The following is an 18,656-nucleotide window of genomic DNA, read 5'->3' as shown; positions in this document are numbered from 1 at the left end:
GTGTGGACTCTGGCCGGCCGACACAGGTGCAGCGCTGCCCCGGGAGCGCGCCCCCGAGGCCGTCACCCGCACAGGTCCGGCCCCGCAACCTCAAGGTACGATCACCGTAGGCATGCGGCGTTCGGTACTTCCATCAGGTAACCGTCAAAGAAAGCGCAAGAAATCTCAGGGTTATGTGGCGATCGCGTAGGCCTGCGCCCCGTTCGGGCTTGCAGCCCCACGACACCCATCGGACGTCACCGCCGCCATGCACACCTTGCCCAGGGAGCGCGCCGGCGCCAATCGGACGTCGTGGCCGCGTCGGCGAAGTTCGGTGATCGTGCTGTCCGTGATTCCGGGCTCGACGGACACTGACGTCGGCATGCTGCGCCTCGGGGCGAAGGAGGTCGGAGGGGCGTTCGTGTGGAACTGAGGTGATTCCACGGCCTCCTGCAGGCCACGACCGAAGACGGCGTGGGCGAGGAACGCCTGGAGGGTCCACTGATCCTGTTGGTCACCGCCCGGTGTGCCGAAGGCCAACTCCGCACGCCCGTCTCGCTCGACGATGGTGGGGCTCAGGGTCGTCCGCGGACGCTTGCCGGGAGCGAGGGCGTTGGGATGGTCTGCGTCCAGCCAGGCCATCTGACCTCGGGTGCCGAGGGCGAACCCCAATCCCGGCAAAACCGGTGAACTCTTCAACCAGCCGCCGCTGGGCGTTGCTGCGACCATGTTGCCCTCGGCGTCGGCTGCGACAGCGGTGCACGTGTCGCCGTTCGTGCGGGTGGCCTCGAGGGCTTTGGCCACCGTCACCGGGATACCCTCGCGCAACTGGGTCAGCCACGCCGGGTCCGTCGGTTCGAGGTCTGTGAGCGGGATACGAGGAAGGCGTCCGGGGACACCGGCGAGGCTCCCGGGGCGCAGTTCGCCGCAGGCATGATCGCCGATAAGTGTACGTCGCTTCGCGTTGTATCCGGCTGCGAGCAGTTCGGCCGTCCGGTTGGCCGTCATGATCGGGTCCCCGTACCAGGCCTCACGGTCGGCGAAGGCGAGCTTCGCGGCCTCGATGACGAGGTGTAGGTGGTCGGGGCCGAGGAAGTCGGTGCGTGCCAGCTCTGTTCCGTCGAGCAGTGCGAGTTGCTGAAGAAACACCGGGCCCTGGGTCCACGGGCCGGACTTGTGGACGGTGCAGTCACCGAACCGGTATGTCGCCGTCTCTTCGATACCGGGGTGCCAGCCTGCCATGTCATCCCCGGTCAGAAGGCCACGGTGGTGATCACCCGTGGAGTCCAGCATTGACTGGGACGTGACGTGGCGGTCGACAACCTCGGCGACGAAACCCCGATAGAAAGCGTCGCGGGCCGCGCTGATCACGCCCTCCCTGGATCGTCCCTTCGCGTACCCCTCGGCGCAGAGCCGTTCCAGCGTGTCCGCGAGCTGCGCGTTGCGCAGTCGTTCACCGGCGATGGGTGCGGTTCCGTCTGAGCGAAGGTAGACACTCGCGGACGTCGGCCAATGGTCCGTGAACACCGGGGCGACCGCGGCGATCATCTCGGCAGCCTTCGGCAGCAGTGGTACCCCCGCTCGGGCGTGATCGATTGCCGGTTCGACGACCTCACGCAGCGGGAGTCGACCGTATTCCTCAAGCATCCGCATCCACGCGCCGAAGGCACCGGGTACGGTCGCAGCCAGGAGGCCGCTCGCGGGAACATGATCGAGCCCGAGTCCCTCGAAATGCCCAATCGTCGCCGTTGCCGGCATCGGGCCTTGCCCGCAGATGGCCCTCGTGGTGCCGGAAGCCCCGTCGTGGACCAGCATCGCGAGGTCGCCACCAAGACCGTTGAGGTGTGGTTCGACGACATGCAGTACAAGCCCTGTGGCGACGACGGCGTCGAAAGCGTTACCGCCCCGGTCGAGCATGGAGGAACCCGCAGCGCTGGCGAGCCAATGGGTGCTCGCGACCACTCCGCGATCACCCCACATCTCGGGTCGCGTTGTCATGGTCGATCTCCCTTCATGTCGTGGTGTGGTCGGTGGGGTCCACGTCAGCGAAGATCTGAGCCGGCGGACCCGAAACCTCGACAGCCTTTTCCGCGTGGACACGGCCGCTCAGGACAACGTCCGCGTGGCCGTCGCGCACGGTGCCGACGGCGGTGAGATGACTGCAGCTGCCGCGTCCGGACACCTGCGTGATCTCGACGCGCTCCAGCCGGGGTGCGCGCATAAAGGCGGATACCGACAGCGCTCCCGCCACGGGTAGACAGCCGGCGTCCTCCGGCATTCCAAAGCCCGGGGCGAACACACGCGCCTGCAATTTGCTCTCACCAGCAGCCCACCGAAGGTAGGTGAGGTCCGTCAGACCGGCACGTTCCATGCTGTCGACGTCGGGGGCTGGGCACTGCAACGGATGGTCGTCGACGTCGACTACGAGAAATCCGCGCCCGATGCCCACACGCCACGCCCGTGCATCTCGGCGGAACTCGTGGATGTCCGACGCGACGTCGTCGATCACGGGGCCCACCAAACGCGCCTCGATGCGGGAGCCGTCGGTCCACACCTGCGGGGAGGAGTCGGGGCCGTGGAGTGTCACCGAACCGGCCTCAAGGGCCCCCGTGCTCACCAGGGCCGTGGCTACCCCCGCCATCGAGTGGGTGATGAACGGCGTGACGCCCCGGGCACCGAACACCATAGGCCGGCAGCTGCGTTCCCTGGCCTCGACGTCAGTAACGAGGACGACCTCGTCGGCTCCGGACTTCCGCAACCACGCCGTCGCCCAGTAGGACAAGTCGTCCGGTGAGAGAGACTTCCCGTGGCGCTCCTCGTCCTCATCTGGGATGAGGACGAGGAGCGGGCTGCCCGATCCAGCATCCGCGCCGAACATGTCCGCGTGAACGAGCTTCATCACACAACCTCCGGTGCGGTGCTTTCTCGGAGTTGATCCGTCTTCGAATGAGGGCGTGAGGAACCGACCGACGCGCGCATCATTGGGTTCCTCTCATCTGCGCCGTGGCCGAGCGCAGTGCGGCGGCGAGGATTTCAGGCGTGCGAGATACGAGGTCGGCCGTTTCCCGCTCCGTGTCGGCGCCCAGCACCGGGTGATGCACCCCGTCGACGAGGGGGTAGAGCCCGTACCGTTCGAGGTCCTCCGCGATCAGACCGACCCGCTCGGCCAACTGTCGCAACGCCTCGATCCGGGTCGTGGGGCGGCGGATCGTCATGAAGAAGTTGTCGAAGAGATCCTCCTTGTCCATAGACACCGAGGAGCCGGCCGTGTCGACGGCCTCCCGGAGCAGGGATCCCCCGTCAGGCACGAGATGGTCGGCGATGTAATCGTGGATCGCCGTGTTCCGTGCGACGGAATCGGCCACATCGGCGCAGCTTGGGTCCTCCAGCCAGCTTGCCCGCCCTCGCATCAGACGGGCCACCGGGCGGTAGTCCCCCGCCCAGGTCCCGCTGAAGGCGGGATGTTGCAGGGCCATCCGTCGCCGTATCTCCGAGTGATAGATGGCTCGGGGAACGGTGGAGGTGTAGACGAGGGCCACGCTGTAGGCATCGATGTACTGGCAGAGCGCTTGGCGGTGCTGGCTGTCGGGGATGTCCTGGTGCACGTCGGCGAGGACGTCGCCCATGAGCCGCCAGGTCAGCAGCGAGACGTGATGGCCCATGACCCAGCGGAACCAGAACAGGCGCTCCGGATCCTCGGGTGCTTCGGCACCGAGGCGTCGGAATGCGTCGCCGACCTCCACGACGGGCGGCGCCTCGGTGACTGCTCCGTCGTCCGGGGACCAGTCTTCGTCCCTGGGCGGCAGGAACAACAACCCCGGTATGAGGTCAGTGCCTGTGGCCAAGACGGTTGCTTCTGCCCTCACTGCGGAGTCTCCGGGAAGTAGACGAACTCGAACTCCAGCCCGTTCGGGTCGAACACGTACAGGCTCTGCATGCCCTGAGAGTCGACGACGATCTCACTGGGTTCGTCATCCCGCACCCAACGGTAGTCTCCGGTGTCGCGGACCTCGAACCACCGTTCACGCAGGTAGGTGAGGTGCTCTGCGCGTTCGACCGTCGCTCCCAGATGTTGAAACCGGCGCTGTAGATCCTGCGGGGCGGCCAGGTCGTTACCCTGCCGATCGAAGACGTGAAGCCGCAGGTTTCCTGCCTTCACCTCGACGAGGTGGCTGATGCCAGGAAGCCGGGCGGTCGTAAGGTCGGAGAAGGTATCCATCGACCACTGGACCGTGGCTCCGAGGTAGTTCTCGTACCAGAGGGTGGTGCCCTCGACGTCATCGGTCTGGATTGCGATGTGGTTGAACTGCGGCGAACAATCGACGTCGGGGTGCGACGTCGTTTCGGTTGTGGTCACAGTGTGTCCTCCTCCGGCCGTCGAACAGACGTCGGCACCCGGACTCAGGGCCCGACGCATCGTGGATACTGTCAATCCTTTCGGGTTTCCCACCGCCGAAACCATCAGAGGTAACGCAAAGAAATTCAAAGAAACGCCCCATGGCGGGTAATCAGGCGATGAACTGTCGTCCTGAAGTGATCGTGCCGCGCGGGTTGAACTTGGCCCTTGAGGCCTGGACGGTCTCCCACTCCGCTCCGTAGTGGTCCCTCCAGTCCTTCTCACCGAATGGGACGGAACCGATGGGGTAGAGCCGTGCCCCATAGGCATCCCGCGCCCGCGCGAACATACGTCGGTTTCGCTCCAGCATGCGTTCGGCGAATCCCTCCTCGGGTGTGGTCGAGGCGGAGACCGTGTTGAGGTCCAGCACGAACACCCAGTCAGATCCGTCCGGATCCGGTAGACGTGGGGTCGGCATCCCGGTGAGTGATCGGCGCTGCGGATAGAGGAGCCCTGCACCGTAGGGACCGATGTCCTCGGGAGACACGGATTTCATGATCTCCTCGACACAGGTCTCCGCCGTAGAGCCTGGCAGCCACACGTCGAACCACGGCTTGACCATGGAGGTCCAGCCCACATCGTCGATGAACCCGTCGACGGCCTCGTCGATGAGGAAGGTGTGCTCCAGGTAGGCGCGGTCGTCGATCTTTGGGTCGGCCGACAGGCCCGTGCCGAGCGCCACGTCATCAGGGACGGTCGGGGGGTCGTAAAACGATGTTGCGTGCAGGAGGAAGAGCGTTGCGTCGTCGGTGCGGAACATCTCCCCGTACACGTGGTCAATGCCGTCCCGCTCGGTCAGGGTCCCCAGATCAGCGAAGAAGGGCGCTGTCTCCGCGTACTGCATCGTGTATGTCCGGGCCCGCTCCGGAGCCTTCACCAGGGGGATCACCACACGGGTGATGATTCCGACTCTTCCGAGCCCACCCAGGGCGGCTCGGAAGAGGTCTGCCTCTCGATCTGCGGAACAGCGCACGACGTCACCTGTGCCGGTCACGATCTCAAGTTCGAGGACGTGGTCGACTTGGAGGCCGGTGTGCAGGCCCCCGACTAGTCCTCCGATGCCGCCGACCGAGAGTGTGCCGCCGATCGATAAGTCGCAGTACCCGGTGAGCACCGGTGGGGTGAGTCCAATGTCCGCCGTGCGCTTCAGGAGTTCCTTCCAGGTCGCACCCGCGTCCACCTCCGCGGAGTCGAGCCCGATCTCATGAATGCGGGACAGGTGGCGGTTCTCGATCACCAGCCCATCGCCGAGAGTCTGCCCAAGAGTCGTGTGGGCCTGACCGCGCACGGAGACGCCGATGTCATGCCGTGCGCAGAATCGGACCATGGCCGCGATGTCCTCCGTCGATCCCGGGCGCAGGATGGCAGAGGGCTCGCACCGGACGATGGCGCCGAGATCCGTCGAGACGCGGGCGCGCGCTTCGGCGTCCAAGACGAGGTCGCCGTCCAGGGTCGGCACCGGATCGATATCATCCGAGGGAGGCGCGTCGGTAACCCAGGCGCGGGTGGATATTGAGAACCCGTAGCCGTGGCTCGCTGTGGGGGCAGTGGATGCAGACTGAACTGTCACAGGCTTCTCCTTGATGTGGGTGTGCTCGTGTCACGGGGCCACGGATCGCGTGCAGACCCTGCCGTTGCCGGGCCCCGAACGTCATGCCTGACGACACGACGGGTCGGTCGTTTCGATGCGCTGTAGGTAATTGGCCGTCTATCCCGTCACCCCCCCTTGTCGGCGTCGAGCTCGTCGGTCGTCGCGTTCCGCAGCACCGTGAGAGCGACGGTAAGGGACGCCAGCATGGCGATCAGGCCAATCGCGCCCGCCGCCGACATGCCGCCGACGAAAGCCTTCTCCGCGGCGTCCTTCAGGGCCTGCCCTCCGCCCTGTGAGGCGAGCGACGCCACGTCGGCCACCGAAGAGGCAGCCGCCTCCCTGAGCCTGCCGTCCAGCGGGGCCGGGTCGCTCATGACAGCGGATCGGTAGAAGAACAGGTGTACCGAACCGAAGAGGGTAACGCCGAGCGCCACCCCCATCTGATTGGCGGTCTCGGACATCCCAGCTGCGGCCCCGGCTTGCTCCGACGGTGCCACGCCCACCACCAGGTCAGTCATGATCACGCCCATGATGCTGATACCCACCGCGACGATGCAGGCCAGGGTGATGAGGACCGCCGTGCCGACGTGCCCAGCCCAGACCACCCAGCCGGTGAAGCCGACAGCGGCGACCGCCGCGCCGAGCGCGACGTCGAAGGATGGCCTCATCCGTCCGGCCAGCATCGGAGTGCTGACGGACGCCAGAATCGACACCAGCGCTACTGGCAGCAACAGGAGCCCGGTGTGCAGTGCGGAGTGACCCACGATGTGCTGGAGGTACTGGGGCAACAGGAAATACATACCGTTCATCGACATGATCCCGGCCGAGAGCACGAACAGGGCGATCAGCAGTCGGCGATCCCTCAGGAGCGCAGGGTCGATCAAAGGGTGAGGCACGACGAACTGCCGTCGGCCTGTCGCGATTGACACGGCAGCGGTCACGACGGCCAACCCCACCGTCAGAGCGTCCAGGACGCCCCCGGCCAGTGCCTTAACCACGTACGCCATTCCCAGCATGGAGACCAGGACCATGACTGAGCTGGCCGCGTCGAGCGGCGGCGATTCGGCGACCTTGTATTCGGGCAGCATTCGGGAGCCCAGGACAGCGAAAACCAGCAGTAACGGGACGGGGATGAGAAAGATGGCACCCCACCACAGCGAATCGACCACCCATCCTCCGAGGACCGGGCCCAGCGCCATCGAACCGGAGAAAGCGGTCATCCAGACGGCGATCGCCTTCTGGCGCTGCTGTTCGGCGGGGAACAGAACGCGGATGAGTGAGAGGGACGACGGCATTAATGTCGCGCCGGCGAGACCCATGGCAGCGCGCGCGACGATGAGAGCTACGGGTGACTGGGCAAACGCTGCGCAAGCGGAAGCAGCCGCGAAACCGACACTGCCCCAGACGAGTAGTCGCCGACGACCCACGCGATCACCGAGGGTTCCCATGAGGATGAGGAATCCCGCAATGAAAAACCCGTAGACATCGGTGATCCAGAGCACCTCTGCCGGGGATGCTCCGAGCGACCGAGTGATAACCGGTGTAGCCAGGAACAGCACGCTCAGGTCGAGTGCCAGGACGACTATGGGAAACATCAGCAGGAATAGGCCGCCCCATGGGCTCACACGCGACGGGGCACTCCGGGCCAAGGCATCAGTCATTCATCACTCTCCGTTCGCGCGGGATTCTCGGTATCGCAAGATGTGAGAGCCGCAGGTCGGTCGGTGGATGGCACATGGTCGGGCCCGCCCGACTCTAGGCGCGTCGGTCGCGGTGCGTCCGGGCCACTGTCAAAAGTCTGGGTCAAAATTGCCCTGACATTCCTCAAAGTTCATCTCATGGGAGATTGTCGAACGTGCCCGCGTGGGAAGGAAAATCGTTGGACTAGACAACACCCCTGCGTAGAGGTCTGCATGAGACGCACCGGTCGTTCTCAGGGTGCGTTCGCCGTTCCTTCCGCGCGGGTCGTCGGTGGATCGTGCGCACGGAGCGATGGGCGGACACGTGATTATGGTGGTGGCCGTGAATGGAAATCTGACTTCGGAGTCCACACCTTCTGCGACGTTCCGTCCCCACCCTCACCTGCCCACCATCGGAATGATCGGCGTAGGAGTGATGGCGTCAGCACTCGTCCGCGGCATCGGCGATGCTGCGCAGAAGATCCTCCTTTCCCCACGCGGCGCGAAGAACGCCCGCCTCCTCGCCCAGCGACACGACGCTGTCGAGGTCTGCCCGGACAATCAGGCTGTCGTGGAGGGAAGCGAGGTCGTTTTCCTCTGCGTCAGGCCGGACCAGATCGATGATGCCTTGTCCGGAGTGACCGTGCCCGAGGATGTTGTGGTCGTCAGCGTCGTGGCCGGAGTGTCGACGGAGCAGCTTGCGACGATCCTCGGCCCCGGAGTCACGGTCGTGCGAGCAACTGTCCAGGTGAGTGTCAGTCGCAGGGCTGGTCTGACAGTCGTCTCCCATGACCACCCGACCGTGCGCGCATTGTTCGACCTGTTGGGGGGAACGCTTATCGTCGAGGAAGGCCCCTTCGACGCACTGCAGGTTCCCGCCGCCGCTATGTCGTCGCTCCTCGGTTACCTCAAGGCGCTGACCGACTGGGCTGTGGCGCGCGGCGTGCCGCCGGCGGATGCAGAACGGTTCGTGATCTCCCTGGCTCAAGGAGCGGTCGCCGATCTCGACCCTGCCGATCCGATCGCGGAGGCCCTCTCCCATCACGAAACTCCGGGAGGGGTGAACGAGTTCGTGCGAACCCACTGGTTGGATAAGCGGATAGATCCGTTGCACGAGGTGCTAGATCAGGTCCTCGACAGGCTCAAGGGCCCGGCGTGATCGCACGAGCGCTGCCGATGGAGTGCGTGGTAGCCGAGGCCTTCACAGATGTTCCCAGTGAGGCTCCTCATGTCGGAGAGGCCGACCTGATCGCTAGGGCGGTGGAGGGGCGGAGGCGCGAATTCATCACGGCCCGCCGGTGTGCCCGATCGGCACTGGCGGCGTTGGGCAGCTCGCACCAGGGGCCGATCCTTGCAGGGCCCGCACGTGAGCCGTTGTGGCCCCCGGGTGTGGTGGGAAGCATCACCCACTGTTCGGGGTACCGGGCGGCTGCCGTAGCCCGTCGTGACGACATCATCGGACTGGGAATCGACGCAGAACCGCACCTTCCCTTGCCCGACGGGGTGATGGGGGCGGTGGCGACGACGCCTGAACGAATCCGCCTGACTCCCCTGCGACGCCACATGCCCGAAGTGCAGTGGGACCTTATTCTGTTCAGCGCCAAGGAGGCGGTGCTGAAGGCCTGGTTCCCCATGACACGCCGTTGGGTGGACTTCCGCGAGATCGACGTGCGTCTCGAACCTTCGACCGCGTCATTCACGGCGGCAATCCGAGACCACACCCCGTTCGAGGTGAGCGAGGGTGATGCCCTGTCTCGGGTTTCCGGTCGTTTCGTGACGGCAGGTGGTTTCGTGATGACAGGGGTGGCTGTTTCGCGCGGGGGTAAGTGACACCATCGAAGGTCGGTGGACCAAGTTCGCCCGGTGCCCTTTCCGGCGCTGCGAGGTTCCCTCTCACAGTCATGCGTCACAGCTTGTGACTGCACACGAAGTCGGAGTAGTTGTCGCATTCGCACTCGGCGTGTGGGCACTCCTCGCCTTCTGACGGCGTACACCCCTCGACCGAGCGGGTGCGAGAGGAGTACACAGCATGTGTCACCTTCGCTGGGCCGAAGGAGCACCGCTTCACGACGGGTGTTGTCCCGGGGTTACCCGCTCAGGGTTAGGTGCTGACGACACGTTTCATCTTGATCGGGTTCGCGTGCAGTTGAAGGCCTGTCACCTCGCGTCGGGCGTTGCGTTCGAGAGTAACGAGTCGCAAGCCATCGGCGGCTTCGAAGAGCAGAGCAACGGAGTCGTTGACCCGAACCGTTTGGGTGCGGATGACGGGGTTCTTGCGTTGGACACCAAGGAAGAAGCGCACGATCTTGTCCGCCCCGATGATGGGCCGTGGAGCCACGCGGAGCGTGCCCCCGCTGTCGCTCCACAGCACGCACCCATCTGAGATGAGATCGACTGCGCTCGATGCGTCGCCATCGACAATCGCGGCCACCAGGGCTGATAGGACTCTGCGGTCTTCGTCGATCGGGGCGTGATCGATCGAGGGTAGGAGGCGTTTGGCGCGACTGACGATCTGTCGACATGCCGCAGGCGCCCGTCCGACACATTCGCTGATCTCGGCGTAGGGCACGGCAAAGCCCTCACGCAAGACGAACACTGCGCGTTCGAGGGGGTCGAGCTCTTCCAGGACCCGCAGGAGGCCCAGGCTGAGCATCGCCCTGTCGAGCGCGAGGTCCTCGGGCGAGCTGCCATCACTCGAGACAGGTTCGGGAAGCCAGGTACCGACGTACGACTCGCGACGGACTCGCGCGGTACGGGCTTCGTCGATGGCCAGGCGAGTCGTGACCGTGCGCAGCCAAGCCGATGGGTTCGCTACGTGCCCCTCATGCCGGTGGGCGCGTTCCCACGCCAGTGACACGACATCCTCGGCGCGCCCCCATTCGCCGAGGATGTCGTAGGCCAAGCAGGTCAGGCGGCGGCGATCTTCCAGCCACGCATCCGTCAGAGTCACGGTTGCCTGCGTGTCGTCACGCCGATCCTGTTCCACACATTGATCGTCGCAATAGCGATGACCAGATCACCAAGTTGGGAGTCGGTGAAGTGCTTGCCCGCCTCGGCCCACACTTCGTCAGGCACGCCACCATCGGCCAAGTGCGTCTCGGCGTCCGTGAGCCGTAGAGCTGCGATCTCTCGGGGCTCGAAGACCGCTGGATCGAGGTTCGTGTCATGCAGCGCTTGAATGCGCTCGGGAGTCTCACCGCGCTTGGTCAGCGCCTTGGTGTGCACGTCGATGCAGTACCTGCACTGGTTCAGGATCGATGCGCGCAACTGGACGAGTTCGTACAGACCGCTCTGTACGTGGGTGCGGCTGTAGGCCTCAAGGCCGAGAACGGCCGCCATGCCGAGACGGTGGGACTTGTGCAGATTCATTCGTGGAGTCATGCCCCTACGACGAGACAGGACCGCGAAATGTGACACCCCGAGCGCTGTTCCGTTCAGGCATGTAGCTCAAACGAAGGTTTTTGCAACAGCCGAGGACTGCGGCTGACCGATTGGTGCGAAGCCGCCGACCCGAGCGTCCGAGTGTGCCGATAGGGCCATCCCTAGATTCCCCTTGTCCGAGAGTGTGCATCTGAGGGGGTTCCTACTTGCGTGGGGTGGGGTACACCCCGCCCTCGGCAAGTGTGCATGCACAACGCCCACCCCAAATGCACGCTGCAGCACGGTGTGGACGGTGCACAAACCTTCGTTTGAGCTACCGGCCCAGTCAGTCCAGTGCCCAGCATTGCGCTGGTGCCGATGAGGCCTCCGTTGCTGCCGAGGTGGAGGTTCCTACTCGTGCACTCCAGAAAAATTTCTGGGCGCGCGAGGGAAACGGCATCCGTCGATACTTAGAACAGCATGAACGGCGTCCGCCGCTCATGCTGTCGGGAGGGACGCTTGGCATCGAAGGCAAGCCCGCCGTACTCGCCCACCCCGGGCGTACAACGCGCTGCCCTCGATCAGATCGACCACGCAAAGAGGCTTCGCTATGACGCAGAGACTGTCTTAGCGCTCCAGCTCTACGAGTGGTCCGACGACGCTTGGATGCCCGTCGCTGATGCTCTCGCTGAGTATGGCTTCGCCGTGATGCGCGCCTGGATCGCAACCGGCAAGATCTACCCAGAGATGAAGCGGGTGAACAGGTCAATCCGTCCCTGCCCTCAGGGTTGGCAGGACGAAGAGACCGTCGTCTCGTTGGCCGGTGAAACCACCGCGCTGGCCATCCGCGAGTTCAAGAAGATCCTCCAGCGAGGGGCCTGGAAACCAGAAAAGGGCGCCAGCCTGGCCACTTACTTCATCGGCCAGTGCAAGCTCCAGTACGCCAACGTCTACCGCACCTGGCTGCGCCAAGAAGAGACAAGGCGCTCTCGTCCGGTCCTCTACGACACAGAAAGAGTGCGAAGCGCTGACCCTGCGACTGTCACCATCGAGCAGGAGCGGATGGAAGCGGTGCTCGCGCAGATGTCGCCGCTGTCCGCGAGAGTCTTCCGGTTGAAGTACGTCGAGGGCTACACGTACGTGCAGATTGCGCAAAAGGTCCCTGGGCTCAAGAACGCCAAGGCCGTAGAGAACTTGATTACGAGGGAGAAGGCGCGGTGGAAGAGTCAGCGCAAGGCCAGCTAGCACGCCGGCAGCTCGACAGCCTGATTGCGCGCTCTTCCCTCGGCGGTCGAGACGTCATGCAGATGCGCCATGCGACGTCCAGAGAGATCCGCGCCGCAATCGTCAGAAATAGTCGAAGCGCTGAGGGAAACGGTCGCTCTGGTTACTTAGAAAGAGGGTGAGCCCTCGATGCAACGCATCTGGGGTGAACACAACGAAAGGAGATGAAATCGCACATGGCACGTCGAACAGTTACACGTAGTGCAAGCACGGGACGCTTCGTCCCCAAGCCGAGCGCTGGTCGTTCACCCCGAACAACCGTCACGCAGTCTGTCCCAAGCGCAGGTAACGGGGCCCACCGCTCCGCCATCACAGGCCGCTACATCAGCTCTGCTGCTGCAGCACGCTGGCCCAACACCAGCATCACCGAAGGTAAGTGACGGTTCGGGTGCGCCCGACACGCACCCGAACCGAAGCCGGGGGTTTTGATCTCAAGTGCGGTCGAAACCCCCGGTACTACGTTTGAGGGAACAACTCGAGATCCGGCCTCAGATCGGCCCCTGAGGAAGGTCCTTGGCCCTGGTCTCAATGCTCCTGATCAACGATGCACGGCGCTGAGCCAGCGAAGTGCCCGCCGGAGAAGGGTTCCGAGCCCCGGAACTGCTGGAGACGAACTTGCCCGAGATCGAGCTGCGCGCCGTCTTGGACGCCTTCTTGGCCGACGTTACCGAAGAGACCTTGGCGCTGGTCATCCCACGATCGTGCCTTGGCTTACTCATCAGCTACCTCCTCAGGGTGCTCGTCTTCTCGCATGAGAGCGGACGTCAAGGCCACCAGGATCGCGCCGTGTGGCTTGTGCATCATTGAATCACGCAGAGACTCGATGACCTTCTCCATCTCGTCGGGAGTTAGCTCACGCCGGTTCTCCCAGAGCCAAGAGCTGACATCCCACCACCGAGCCAACGCGTCGGCGCTCTCCTGGCTCTGCACATCTGCGTCCCGCTGTTGCCGCGCCATCTCCTGATCTGCGTGGATGCGTCGCAGGGTCCCCTGATACGCCAGCACCGCTGCTAGCTGTACTGGCCGGGGACGTTGCATGCCCTCAACCTCCGCTGGCCGAGGATCTGTGGTCCAATGGCCGTGGGCACACGCGGAACCACCTTCCCTTCTCGGAAAGTGAGTTCCTGTCATGAACGGTATTTCGTCTTTCTCGATCACGCCTCGTAGCGACGGGAGCCAGAATCGGCACTGGCGCCATGCTGCGAAGAAGGTCGTCGCGACTGGCGCGCTGGCTGCCAGCGCGCTCGGGGGGCTCGCAGTTGCGGGGACGTCGGTTGCAAGCAACGCCGCCGCCCACCCGTCCTGCACTCCCTCGAGCCCGAATGCCTCGACGTATCCCTCGCTCTATCAGGGCCAGCGGCCTCGCAAGATGACCGCGGCCGAGGTCCGGCTCAATGGGCCGAACTGCGAGCACAAGGAACTGCGCGCCTCGGTGGCGAACTTGCAGCGCCACCTCGGCATTCGCGCTGACGGCGTCTTCGGCCCGCAGACCCGCGCGGCCGTCGTGCGCTTCCAGCGCGCGCACCACCTCGGCGTCGACGGTGTCGCCGGCCGGGCCACCTTCCGCGCGCTCCACATGTACTACGTGGACGCCTGAGCGAACGCGAAGGAGGGGTGGCTGGAGGCCCATCGCCACGCGCACGAACACCCTTCTCGTGAGCCGGGAGACAGCAGTCGACGAAAAACGTGATCTGCATCACAGTCACATTGCGCTGTGAGAGTCTGCGGACTATCGTCATGCATGTTGAGAGGGTCCGCCGAGCGGGAACTCGACGGACCCTCGACTAGGAAGTCGTCAGCTTCCTAGGTGTTGACGCAGAAGGTCGCCCAGCAGTGAGCCTTCTGCTAGCGCTACACCCTGTAGGAACTTCCAGACAAGAGCCTGGAGATGCTTTCGCATCTCTGGGCTCTTGCCCTGCTTGCAGGGCTTCGCACCGACTGGTTGCTTCGATTTGATGTCCACATCCAGTCCTCCTTCCTCCTCGGGGGGATTTGCGCCCGCAGGCACCTATCCGAGGTTCTGGCTGTGGGCCAGGAGGAAGTCGTGAGCTAAATCTATTTTTTGCGGAACCCCCTTCGCAACCATGTCGGCAACGGGATGGCGCTGCGGCCAGTGATGGCGCGGAAAAAATCGGTTCCATCGGTCGGGGACACGCCGCAAGAAGCTGAGATTACAGGGTCTGCCAGCCCGGTTAGCGCCTAGCGCCGTGGGGCTATGAGAGCCGGTTAGGCAGGCGCGCCGGCGCTGACGGCAACTGACCATGGCGTTCTCTTGCGCGTCTGACGGCGGCGTGAATGGCTTCGGCGATCCAGGTGCTCTCGGCGAGGAAGCGGTCGAGGTGTTCGTCGTCGCGTCGTGCGGCAGTGATGAAGTCGTGAGTGCCGTCTGCGACGGTCCAGTTGCGCATCTGGCCTCGCGTGGAGTGGATGACGCGCTCTTGCGCGAGTGCGGCGCGCTCCTGCGGTGAGCGTGCGGCATGGGTCGTGATGGCGGCGTGGATCCAGGCTGGGAACACGGCGTGCTCGTGGTCGGCGCGCCAGTCTGCGAGGTACGCCGACTTCGCGTCAGCAAACTCCGCGTCGTAGAAGTAGGCATTGACTCGCTCCCCCACGGACACCTCCCTCTCCCAGCCGATTGGTCCAGTTCGAGGGTATCGGAATTTGCCTTGCATCACCCTATTGACTTAAATCACTGCATCCACTTAACTAGCCGTAGGCGGCCCTGATCGGCAGGGCCGACGACCTGAGGAAGTGGCCTCGATGAGCAAGCCCACGAGTGAGTTTTCCCAGTTCTGCGCTGACGAAGTGACGGCCCTGCGCCGCGCACAGCCGACCACCGCTGAGGGCGTCGTCGCCCTCGTGCGCGTCTTCGATCCGGCCGACGCTGGCTCTCGAGCCGACGCCGTCTATTCCGGCCCGGACCTGTTCGAGCAGATCAGCCCAGCCGGGTGGCAGATCGAGTGGCGCGAGGACGCGTGCTGGTTGGCCGTCCATCCCGAGACCGGCTCGCGCCTGGGCCACTACGAAGGCCTGCTGTACGCCGAGCTCTCACTGGCTGCGACCGCGTGAGCCGCGTGCCATGCGAGACCTCTCCAGCGAAGGCCCCGTGACGGGGCAACTGACCATGCTTGCCACCCCTCCCGAGAACGAGCGAAAGAAGGACACCATGACCACGATCACCCGCACCCTCGACGGCCTGCACGCCCTGCGCGTGACTCGCGACCTGCTCGTCGACCGCGAAGCGCAACGCGCCGACGTCCTCGCCCGCGACATGGCCACTGCCGAGACGACTAAGCGTTTCGTCGAGGTCGACGACTTGCGCGCCACGATCAACGAGGACCGCGCCGAGGACCTCAACGCTCTGCTCGACCTGCTCAGTCCGTGCCCGGAGTGCGGCGCCGAGCTCGGGCAGCTGTGCGACGCCTCCTGCCAAGAGCGTACGCACGAGGATGTGGCCGTGTTGTCCGCCCTCGACCTCGGGTGATTCCAGTGGAATCACCCGGTCCCCGCCCGCTTGAGACCATGGCGTTGCAGCCTGGTTTCGAGCCGCCGCGTGGGCCTGGCCGGTGCAGCACGTGCGGGTTTCACGTCGTCATCCACGGCGGTCACCGGCATGGGTGCCCGCGTACGGGCCGCCCCGCCGATCTGTGATTCCAGTGGAATCAACGGCGTGTGATCCCCGATTGTCGGCCCCTAATACATACATTTATTCGCAGTAGACGAAAGGTCAGATGATGGCTGAGAAGAAGACGGGTTTGGGCGGTGCGCCCCTGCAGCGCCGTGAACCGAAGGCGCGCAAGAGCGCGTCGCTGGTGAGCGCGGTGCGCACGCAGGACGAGTCGAGTGTGTTGCTCCTGGCGTTGTCCGAGATCGCGGACAACCCGGAGAACCCCGAGGCGCGTGTCCAGGACGTGGCGGAGTTGGCCGACTCGATGCGCGAGGTGGGGCAGCTACAGCCTGGCCTCGTCGTCGACGCTGGCGAGTTCGTCGCGGAGTACCCGCAGCACGCCGAGGCCGTCGCCGGGCGGGCGTGGGTACTGCTGGCGGGGCACCGTCGTCGCGCGGCCGCGCAGGCCGCAGGCCTCGACACGTTCCAGGCCCTGCGACGTGGCGTTGCGCGTCTCGACGAGACGGTGCTGCACGAGAACGTGCATCGCAAGGCGCTGACCGCAATTGAGGAAGCGCAAGCGTTCGGGCGGGTCATGGAGCGGCGCGGTCTGAGCCAGCGGGACATGGCGCGGCACGCGGGCGTTTCGCAGTCGCACGTCGCCAAGCGTCTCAAGCTGCTCAAGCTGCCCGAGAGCTTGCAGCAGGCCGTCAGTGAGGACGTGCTCGCCCCAGCGAAGGCTGTCGAGTTGATGACCGACGAGAGTGAGGAGACACTCGCGGAGATCGGCGCGCAATGGGCCGATGTCGAGGCTCGGCCTGGGTGGGCGCGCTCACCCGCCGACATCGTTCATGACGCACGGCAGACGGTACTGCGTGCCCGCCGCGTCGAGGCCGCACGGGCGAAGGCCGATGCTGAGGGTGTGGAGTTCCTCGAGGACCCGTCCGCGACGTTCGGACAGTTCAAGGTGTATGACCACCGGCTGCTCACAAAGAAGGATGTCGAGGCAGCCCGCGAGCGGGGCGACCTCGTGTACGCGCCCTCGACGTCGTGGGGCGAGAACGTCGAGCCGCTGGCATACCGTCGCAGCGTGCCCACCTCGCCGAACACGCTGGCGAGCGACGGGCAGGCGGAGCAGAGGGAGCGAGTGAAGGCGGACAAGGCCGCGACGAAGGCGCGGCGGGCGTTCTTGGCCGAGACCGTCATGCGCAAGCCGACGACGGCGGAGGTGACGCGGTTGCTGACGATGACGGCGTTGGCGGGGCAGTCGATGATGTCGCACGTGACGGGCCTGGCGCGGCAGTTGGCGCAGGGTGCGGGCATCGGCCCGGCGCCCGAGGAGAACTGGAAGTGGCGCGACGCGTTGGCCAACGTCGAGAAGGCTTCGACGCGTGAGCACCTCGCGTGGATCATCACCCTCGCGATCTGGGAAGACCGGATCAAGAACTCCCACAGCCTCTACCTGTCGACGGAAGACATCGCGTACCTCGAGCACCTCACCGAGCGCGGGTACGTGCTGAGCGATTTCGAGCAAGAAAAAGTGAATGATGCCCGCGCCCGCCTCCAGGAGGACGCGGCCAAGGACCAGGACCACGAGAACGAGGGGGAGCAGGCATGAAGGTCATCACCGTAGCGAACGCCGCAGGTTCGGCTGGCAAAACGACGACCGTGGTGAGCCTCGCGGCGCACCTGGCCGAGCGTGGGCGCCGGGTCGTGGTCGTCGACCTCGATGGGCAGGCGAACTCGACGCGCTGGCTGGGGTTGGACCCTGAGGAGATCGACGTGACGAGCGCGTCCGTGATGTTGCGCGACGCGAGCCTCGAGCAGGCCCTCGCCGAGACAAACACGCCGGGTGTGCGCCTCGTGCCGGCGACCGAGGGTGTGCACGCTCAGGCGATCCGATTGCAGCAGGTCACCGGGCGCGAACTGCGTCTGGCCACGGCGCTGCGCAAACTCGAGGCCGCCGACGTCGTGCTCATCGACTGCCCGGGCACGATCGGGCTCATGACCGTCGCCGCACTCGTCGCCTCCGATGCAGTCATCACTGTGACCCAGCCGACGTCGAAGGAACTCGAGGGCATCAGCGCCCTCGAGGGGACGATCGCCGAGGTCGCGGAGGACTTCGACAAGGACCTCGAGCTAGGCGCGATCGTGCCGTGCATCGTGCCACCCGCCAGTTCAGGTGCCCTCTACGCCGACGCGATCGCGCAGCTGCGCGAGGCCTACGGCGATCTCGTCACCCCGAACGTGCGGCGCTCCGTTAAGGCTGCGGGTGCATACAGCCACCGGGAACCGCTGCCGGTGTTCGCGCCGCGTGAGGGCGTCACCCGTGACTACGCCGCGGTGCTCGACGCACTCGTGGAGCGGGGGGTGATCCCCGCGTGAAGGAACCGTTCAGCACCCAAATACCCGGGGCGCTGCGTGCGCGTGCCCGGGCGACGGTCAAGGGCATGAAGACCGTTGACCCGTCCTACAGCCTGTCGCAACTCGTCACGGACGCCGTGCGCGCGCATGTCGCGCACTTGGAACAGCAGCACCACCAGGGGCACCCGTGGCCCACGGTGGCGCACCTCGACGTCGGGCGTCGACCGCTCGATGACGACGAGTGATTCCACTGGAATCACCCACTTACACCCGCGTGAAACCGCGAATCGTCGTGGTCGCGCACAGTCACCAGTCCAAGGAAGGGGATGACAAGCATGAATGACGCTCGTAGGCCGATGTGGGGTCGATGCCGTTGGCATGGTGGTCGCAACCTGC

The 18,656-nt window shown here is 65.1% G+C and carries 20 protein-coding genes; 9 read left to right on the top strand and 11 right to left on the bottom strand.

What is annotated here, in order from left to right; genetic code table 11:
• Positions 1-171 precede the first annotated feature (171 nt).
• The 6 genes from AA983_RS14120 to AA983_RS14095 form a co-directional block, all read right to left on the bottom strand.
• Positions 172-1,977, bottom strand: a complete 1,806-nt coding sequence (locus tag AA983_RS14120; protein WP_047312946.1) for a gamma-glutamyltransferase family protein — start codon at positions 1,975-1,977, stop codon at positions 172-174.
• Positions 1,978-1,990: 13 nt separating this feature from the next.
• On the bottom strand, positions 1,991-2,878 hold the full coding sequence (locus AA983_RS14115; protein ID WP_052947175.1) for a PhzF family phenazine biosynthesis protein: 888 nt from the start codon (positions 2,876-2,878) through the stop codon (positions 1,991-1,993).
• A 79-nt stretch (positions 2,879-2,957) separates the two neighbouring features.
• Positions 2,958-3,824 (bottom strand): hypothetical protein, encoded by an 867-nt coding sequence (locus AA983_RS14110; protein WP_047312976.1) that lies wholly within the window; start codon positions 3,822-3,824, stop codon positions 2,958-2,960.
• Between the two features lie 17 nt (positions 3,825-3,841).
• Positions 3,842-4,336 (bottom strand): VOC family protein, encoded by a 495-nt coding sequence (locus AA983_RS14105; RefSeq protein WP_047312945.1) that lies wholly within the window; start codon positions 4,334-4,336, stop codon positions 3,842-3,844.
• 151 nt (positions 4,337-4,487) lie between these two features.
• Positions 4,488-5,945 (bottom strand): FAD-binding protein, encoded by a 1,458-nt coding sequence (locus AA983_RS14100; RefSeq protein WP_082128953.1) that lies wholly within the window; start codon positions 5,943-5,945, stop codon positions 4,488-4,490.
• 146 nt (positions 5,946-6,091) lie between these two features.
• The gene (locus tag AA983_RS14095; protein ID WP_047312944.1) at positions 6,092-7,627 is read right to left on the bottom strand and encodes an MFS transporter; all 1,536 of its coding nucleotides are present in this window, start codon (positions 7,625-7,627) and stop codon (positions 6,092-6,094) included.
• Positions 7,628-7,988: 361 nt separating this feature from the next.
• Here AA983_RS14095 and AA983_RS14090 point away from each other — a divergent pair, with 361 nt between their 5' ends.
• Positions 7,989-8,804 carry an NAD(P)-binding domain-containing protein gene (locus AA983_RS14090; RefSeq protein ID WP_165357981.1) on the top strand — a complete coding sequence of 272 codons (816 nt, stop codon included), beginning with the start codon at positions 7,989-7,991 and terminating at the stop codon, positions 8,802-8,804.
• Positions 8,805-8,821: 17 nt separating this feature from the next.
• Positions 8,822-9,475 (top strand): 4'-phosphopantetheinyl transferase, encoded by a 654-nt coding sequence (locus AA983_RS15875; protein WP_047312942.1) that lies wholly within the window; start codon positions 8,822-8,824, stop codon positions 9,473-9,475.
• Between the two features lie 271 nt (positions 9,476-9,746).
• Here the strand turns inward: AA983_RS15875 and AA983_RS14080 are convergent, their stop codons facing one another.
• Positions 9,747-10,631: a sigma factor-like helix-turn-helix DNA-binding protein gene (locus AA983_RS14080; protein ID WP_082128951.1), complete on the bottom strand. Its 885-nt coding sequence runs from the start codon at positions 10,629-10,631 to the stop codon at positions 9,747-9,749.
• On the bottom strand, positions 10,592-11,014 hold the full coding sequence (locus AA983_RS14075) for a carboxymuconolactone decarboxylase family protein (protein ID WP_082128961.1): 423 nt from the start codon (positions 11,012-11,014) through the stop codon (positions 10,592-10,594). Before AA983_RS14075 ends, AA983_RS14080 begins: the two co-directional genes overlap by 40 nt.
• Before the next feature lie 510 nt (positions 11,015-11,524).
• On the opposite strand from AA983_RS14075, the gene AA983_RS14070 reads away from it, so the two are divergent.
• Entirely contained in the window at positions 11,525-12,250 is a 726-nt protein-coding gene (locus AA983_RS14070; protein WP_047312939.1) for an RNA polymerase sigma factor, read from the top strand.
• 527 nt (positions 12,251-12,777) lie between these two features.
• Here the strand turns inward: AA983_RS14070 and AA983_RS14065 are convergent.
• The gene (locus tag AA983_RS14065) at positions 12,778-12,981 is read right to left on the bottom strand and encodes a hypothetical protein (RefSeq protein WP_047312938.1); all 204 of its coding nucleotides are present in this window, start codon (positions 12,979-12,981) and stop codon (positions 12,778-12,780) included.
• Between the two features lie 19 nt (positions 12,982-13,000).
• Positions 13,001-13,327 (bottom strand): hypothetical protein, encoded by a 327-nt coding sequence (locus AA983_RS14060; protein ID WP_156170462.1) that lies wholly within the window; start codon positions 13,325-13,327, stop codon positions 13,001-13,003.
• 331 nt (positions 13,328-13,658) lie between these two features.
• On the opposite strand from AA983_RS14060, the gene AA983_RS15565 reads away from it, so the two are divergent.
• Entirely contained in the window at positions 13,659-13,886 is a 228-nt protein-coding gene (locus tag AA983_RS15565) for a peptidoglycan-binding protein (protein ID WP_047312936.1), read from the top strand.
• Between the two features lie 616 nt (positions 13,887-14,502).
• On the opposite strand, the gene AA983_RS14050 is transcribed toward AA983_RS15565, so the two are convergent.
• On the bottom strand, positions 14,503-14,901 hold the full coding sequence (locus AA983_RS14050; RefSeq protein WP_156170460.1) for a hypothetical protein: 399 nt from the start codon (positions 14,899-14,901) through the stop codon (positions 14,503-14,505).
• Between the two features lie 148 nt (positions 14,902-15,049).
• Between AA983_RS14050 and AA983_RS14045 the strand changes: the two genes are divergently transcribed.
• The 5 genes from AA983_RS14045 (at position 15,050) to AA983_RS14025 (ending at position 18,505) form a co-directional block, all read left to right on the top strand.
• A complete protein-coding gene (locus AA983_RS14045) occupies positions 15,050-15,358 on the top strand; it encodes a hypothetical protein (RefSeq protein ID WP_047312934.1) in 309 nt (102 codons plus the stop codon).
• Positions 15,359-15,455: 97 nt separating this feature from the next.
• Entirely contained in the window at positions 15,456-15,773 is a 318-nt protein-coding gene (locus AA983_RS14040; protein WP_156170458.1) for a hypothetical protein, read from the top strand.
• Positions 15,774-16,023: 250 nt separating this feature from the next.
• Positions 16,024-17,514, top strand: a complete 1,491-nt coding sequence (locus tag AA983_RS15030; protein ID WP_197079029.1) for a ParB/RepB/Spo0J family partition protein — start codon at positions 16,024-16,026, stop codon at positions 17,512-17,514.
• The gene (locus AA983_RS14030; RefSeq protein WP_052947169.1) at positions 17,511-18,281 is read left to right on the top strand and encodes a ParA family protein; all 771 of its coding nucleotides are present in this window, start codon (positions 17,511-17,513) and stop codon (positions 18,279-18,281) included. The genes AA983_RS15030 and AA983_RS14030 overlap by 4 nt, the downstream gene beginning before the upstream one ends.
• Positions 18,278-18,505 (top strand): hypothetical protein, encoded by a 228-nt coding sequence (locus AA983_RS14025; protein ID WP_047312932.1) that lies wholly within the window; start codon positions 18,278-18,280, stop codon positions 18,503-18,505. Before AA983_RS14030 ends, AA983_RS14025 begins: the two co-directional genes overlap by 4 nt.
• The last annotated feature ends 151 nt before the right edge of the window (positions 18,506-18,656 follow it).

The organism is Dermacoccus sp. PE3, assembly GCF_001021715.1.
In the GTDB taxonomy this organism is placed as follows: domain Bacteria; phylum Actinomycetota; class Actinomycetes; order Actinomycetales; family Dermatophilaceae; genus Dermacoccus; species Dermacoccus abyssi.
The sequence above is the reverse complement of the archived record's forward strand: the minus strand, read 5'-3'. Positions and strand labels throughout refer to the sequence as shown.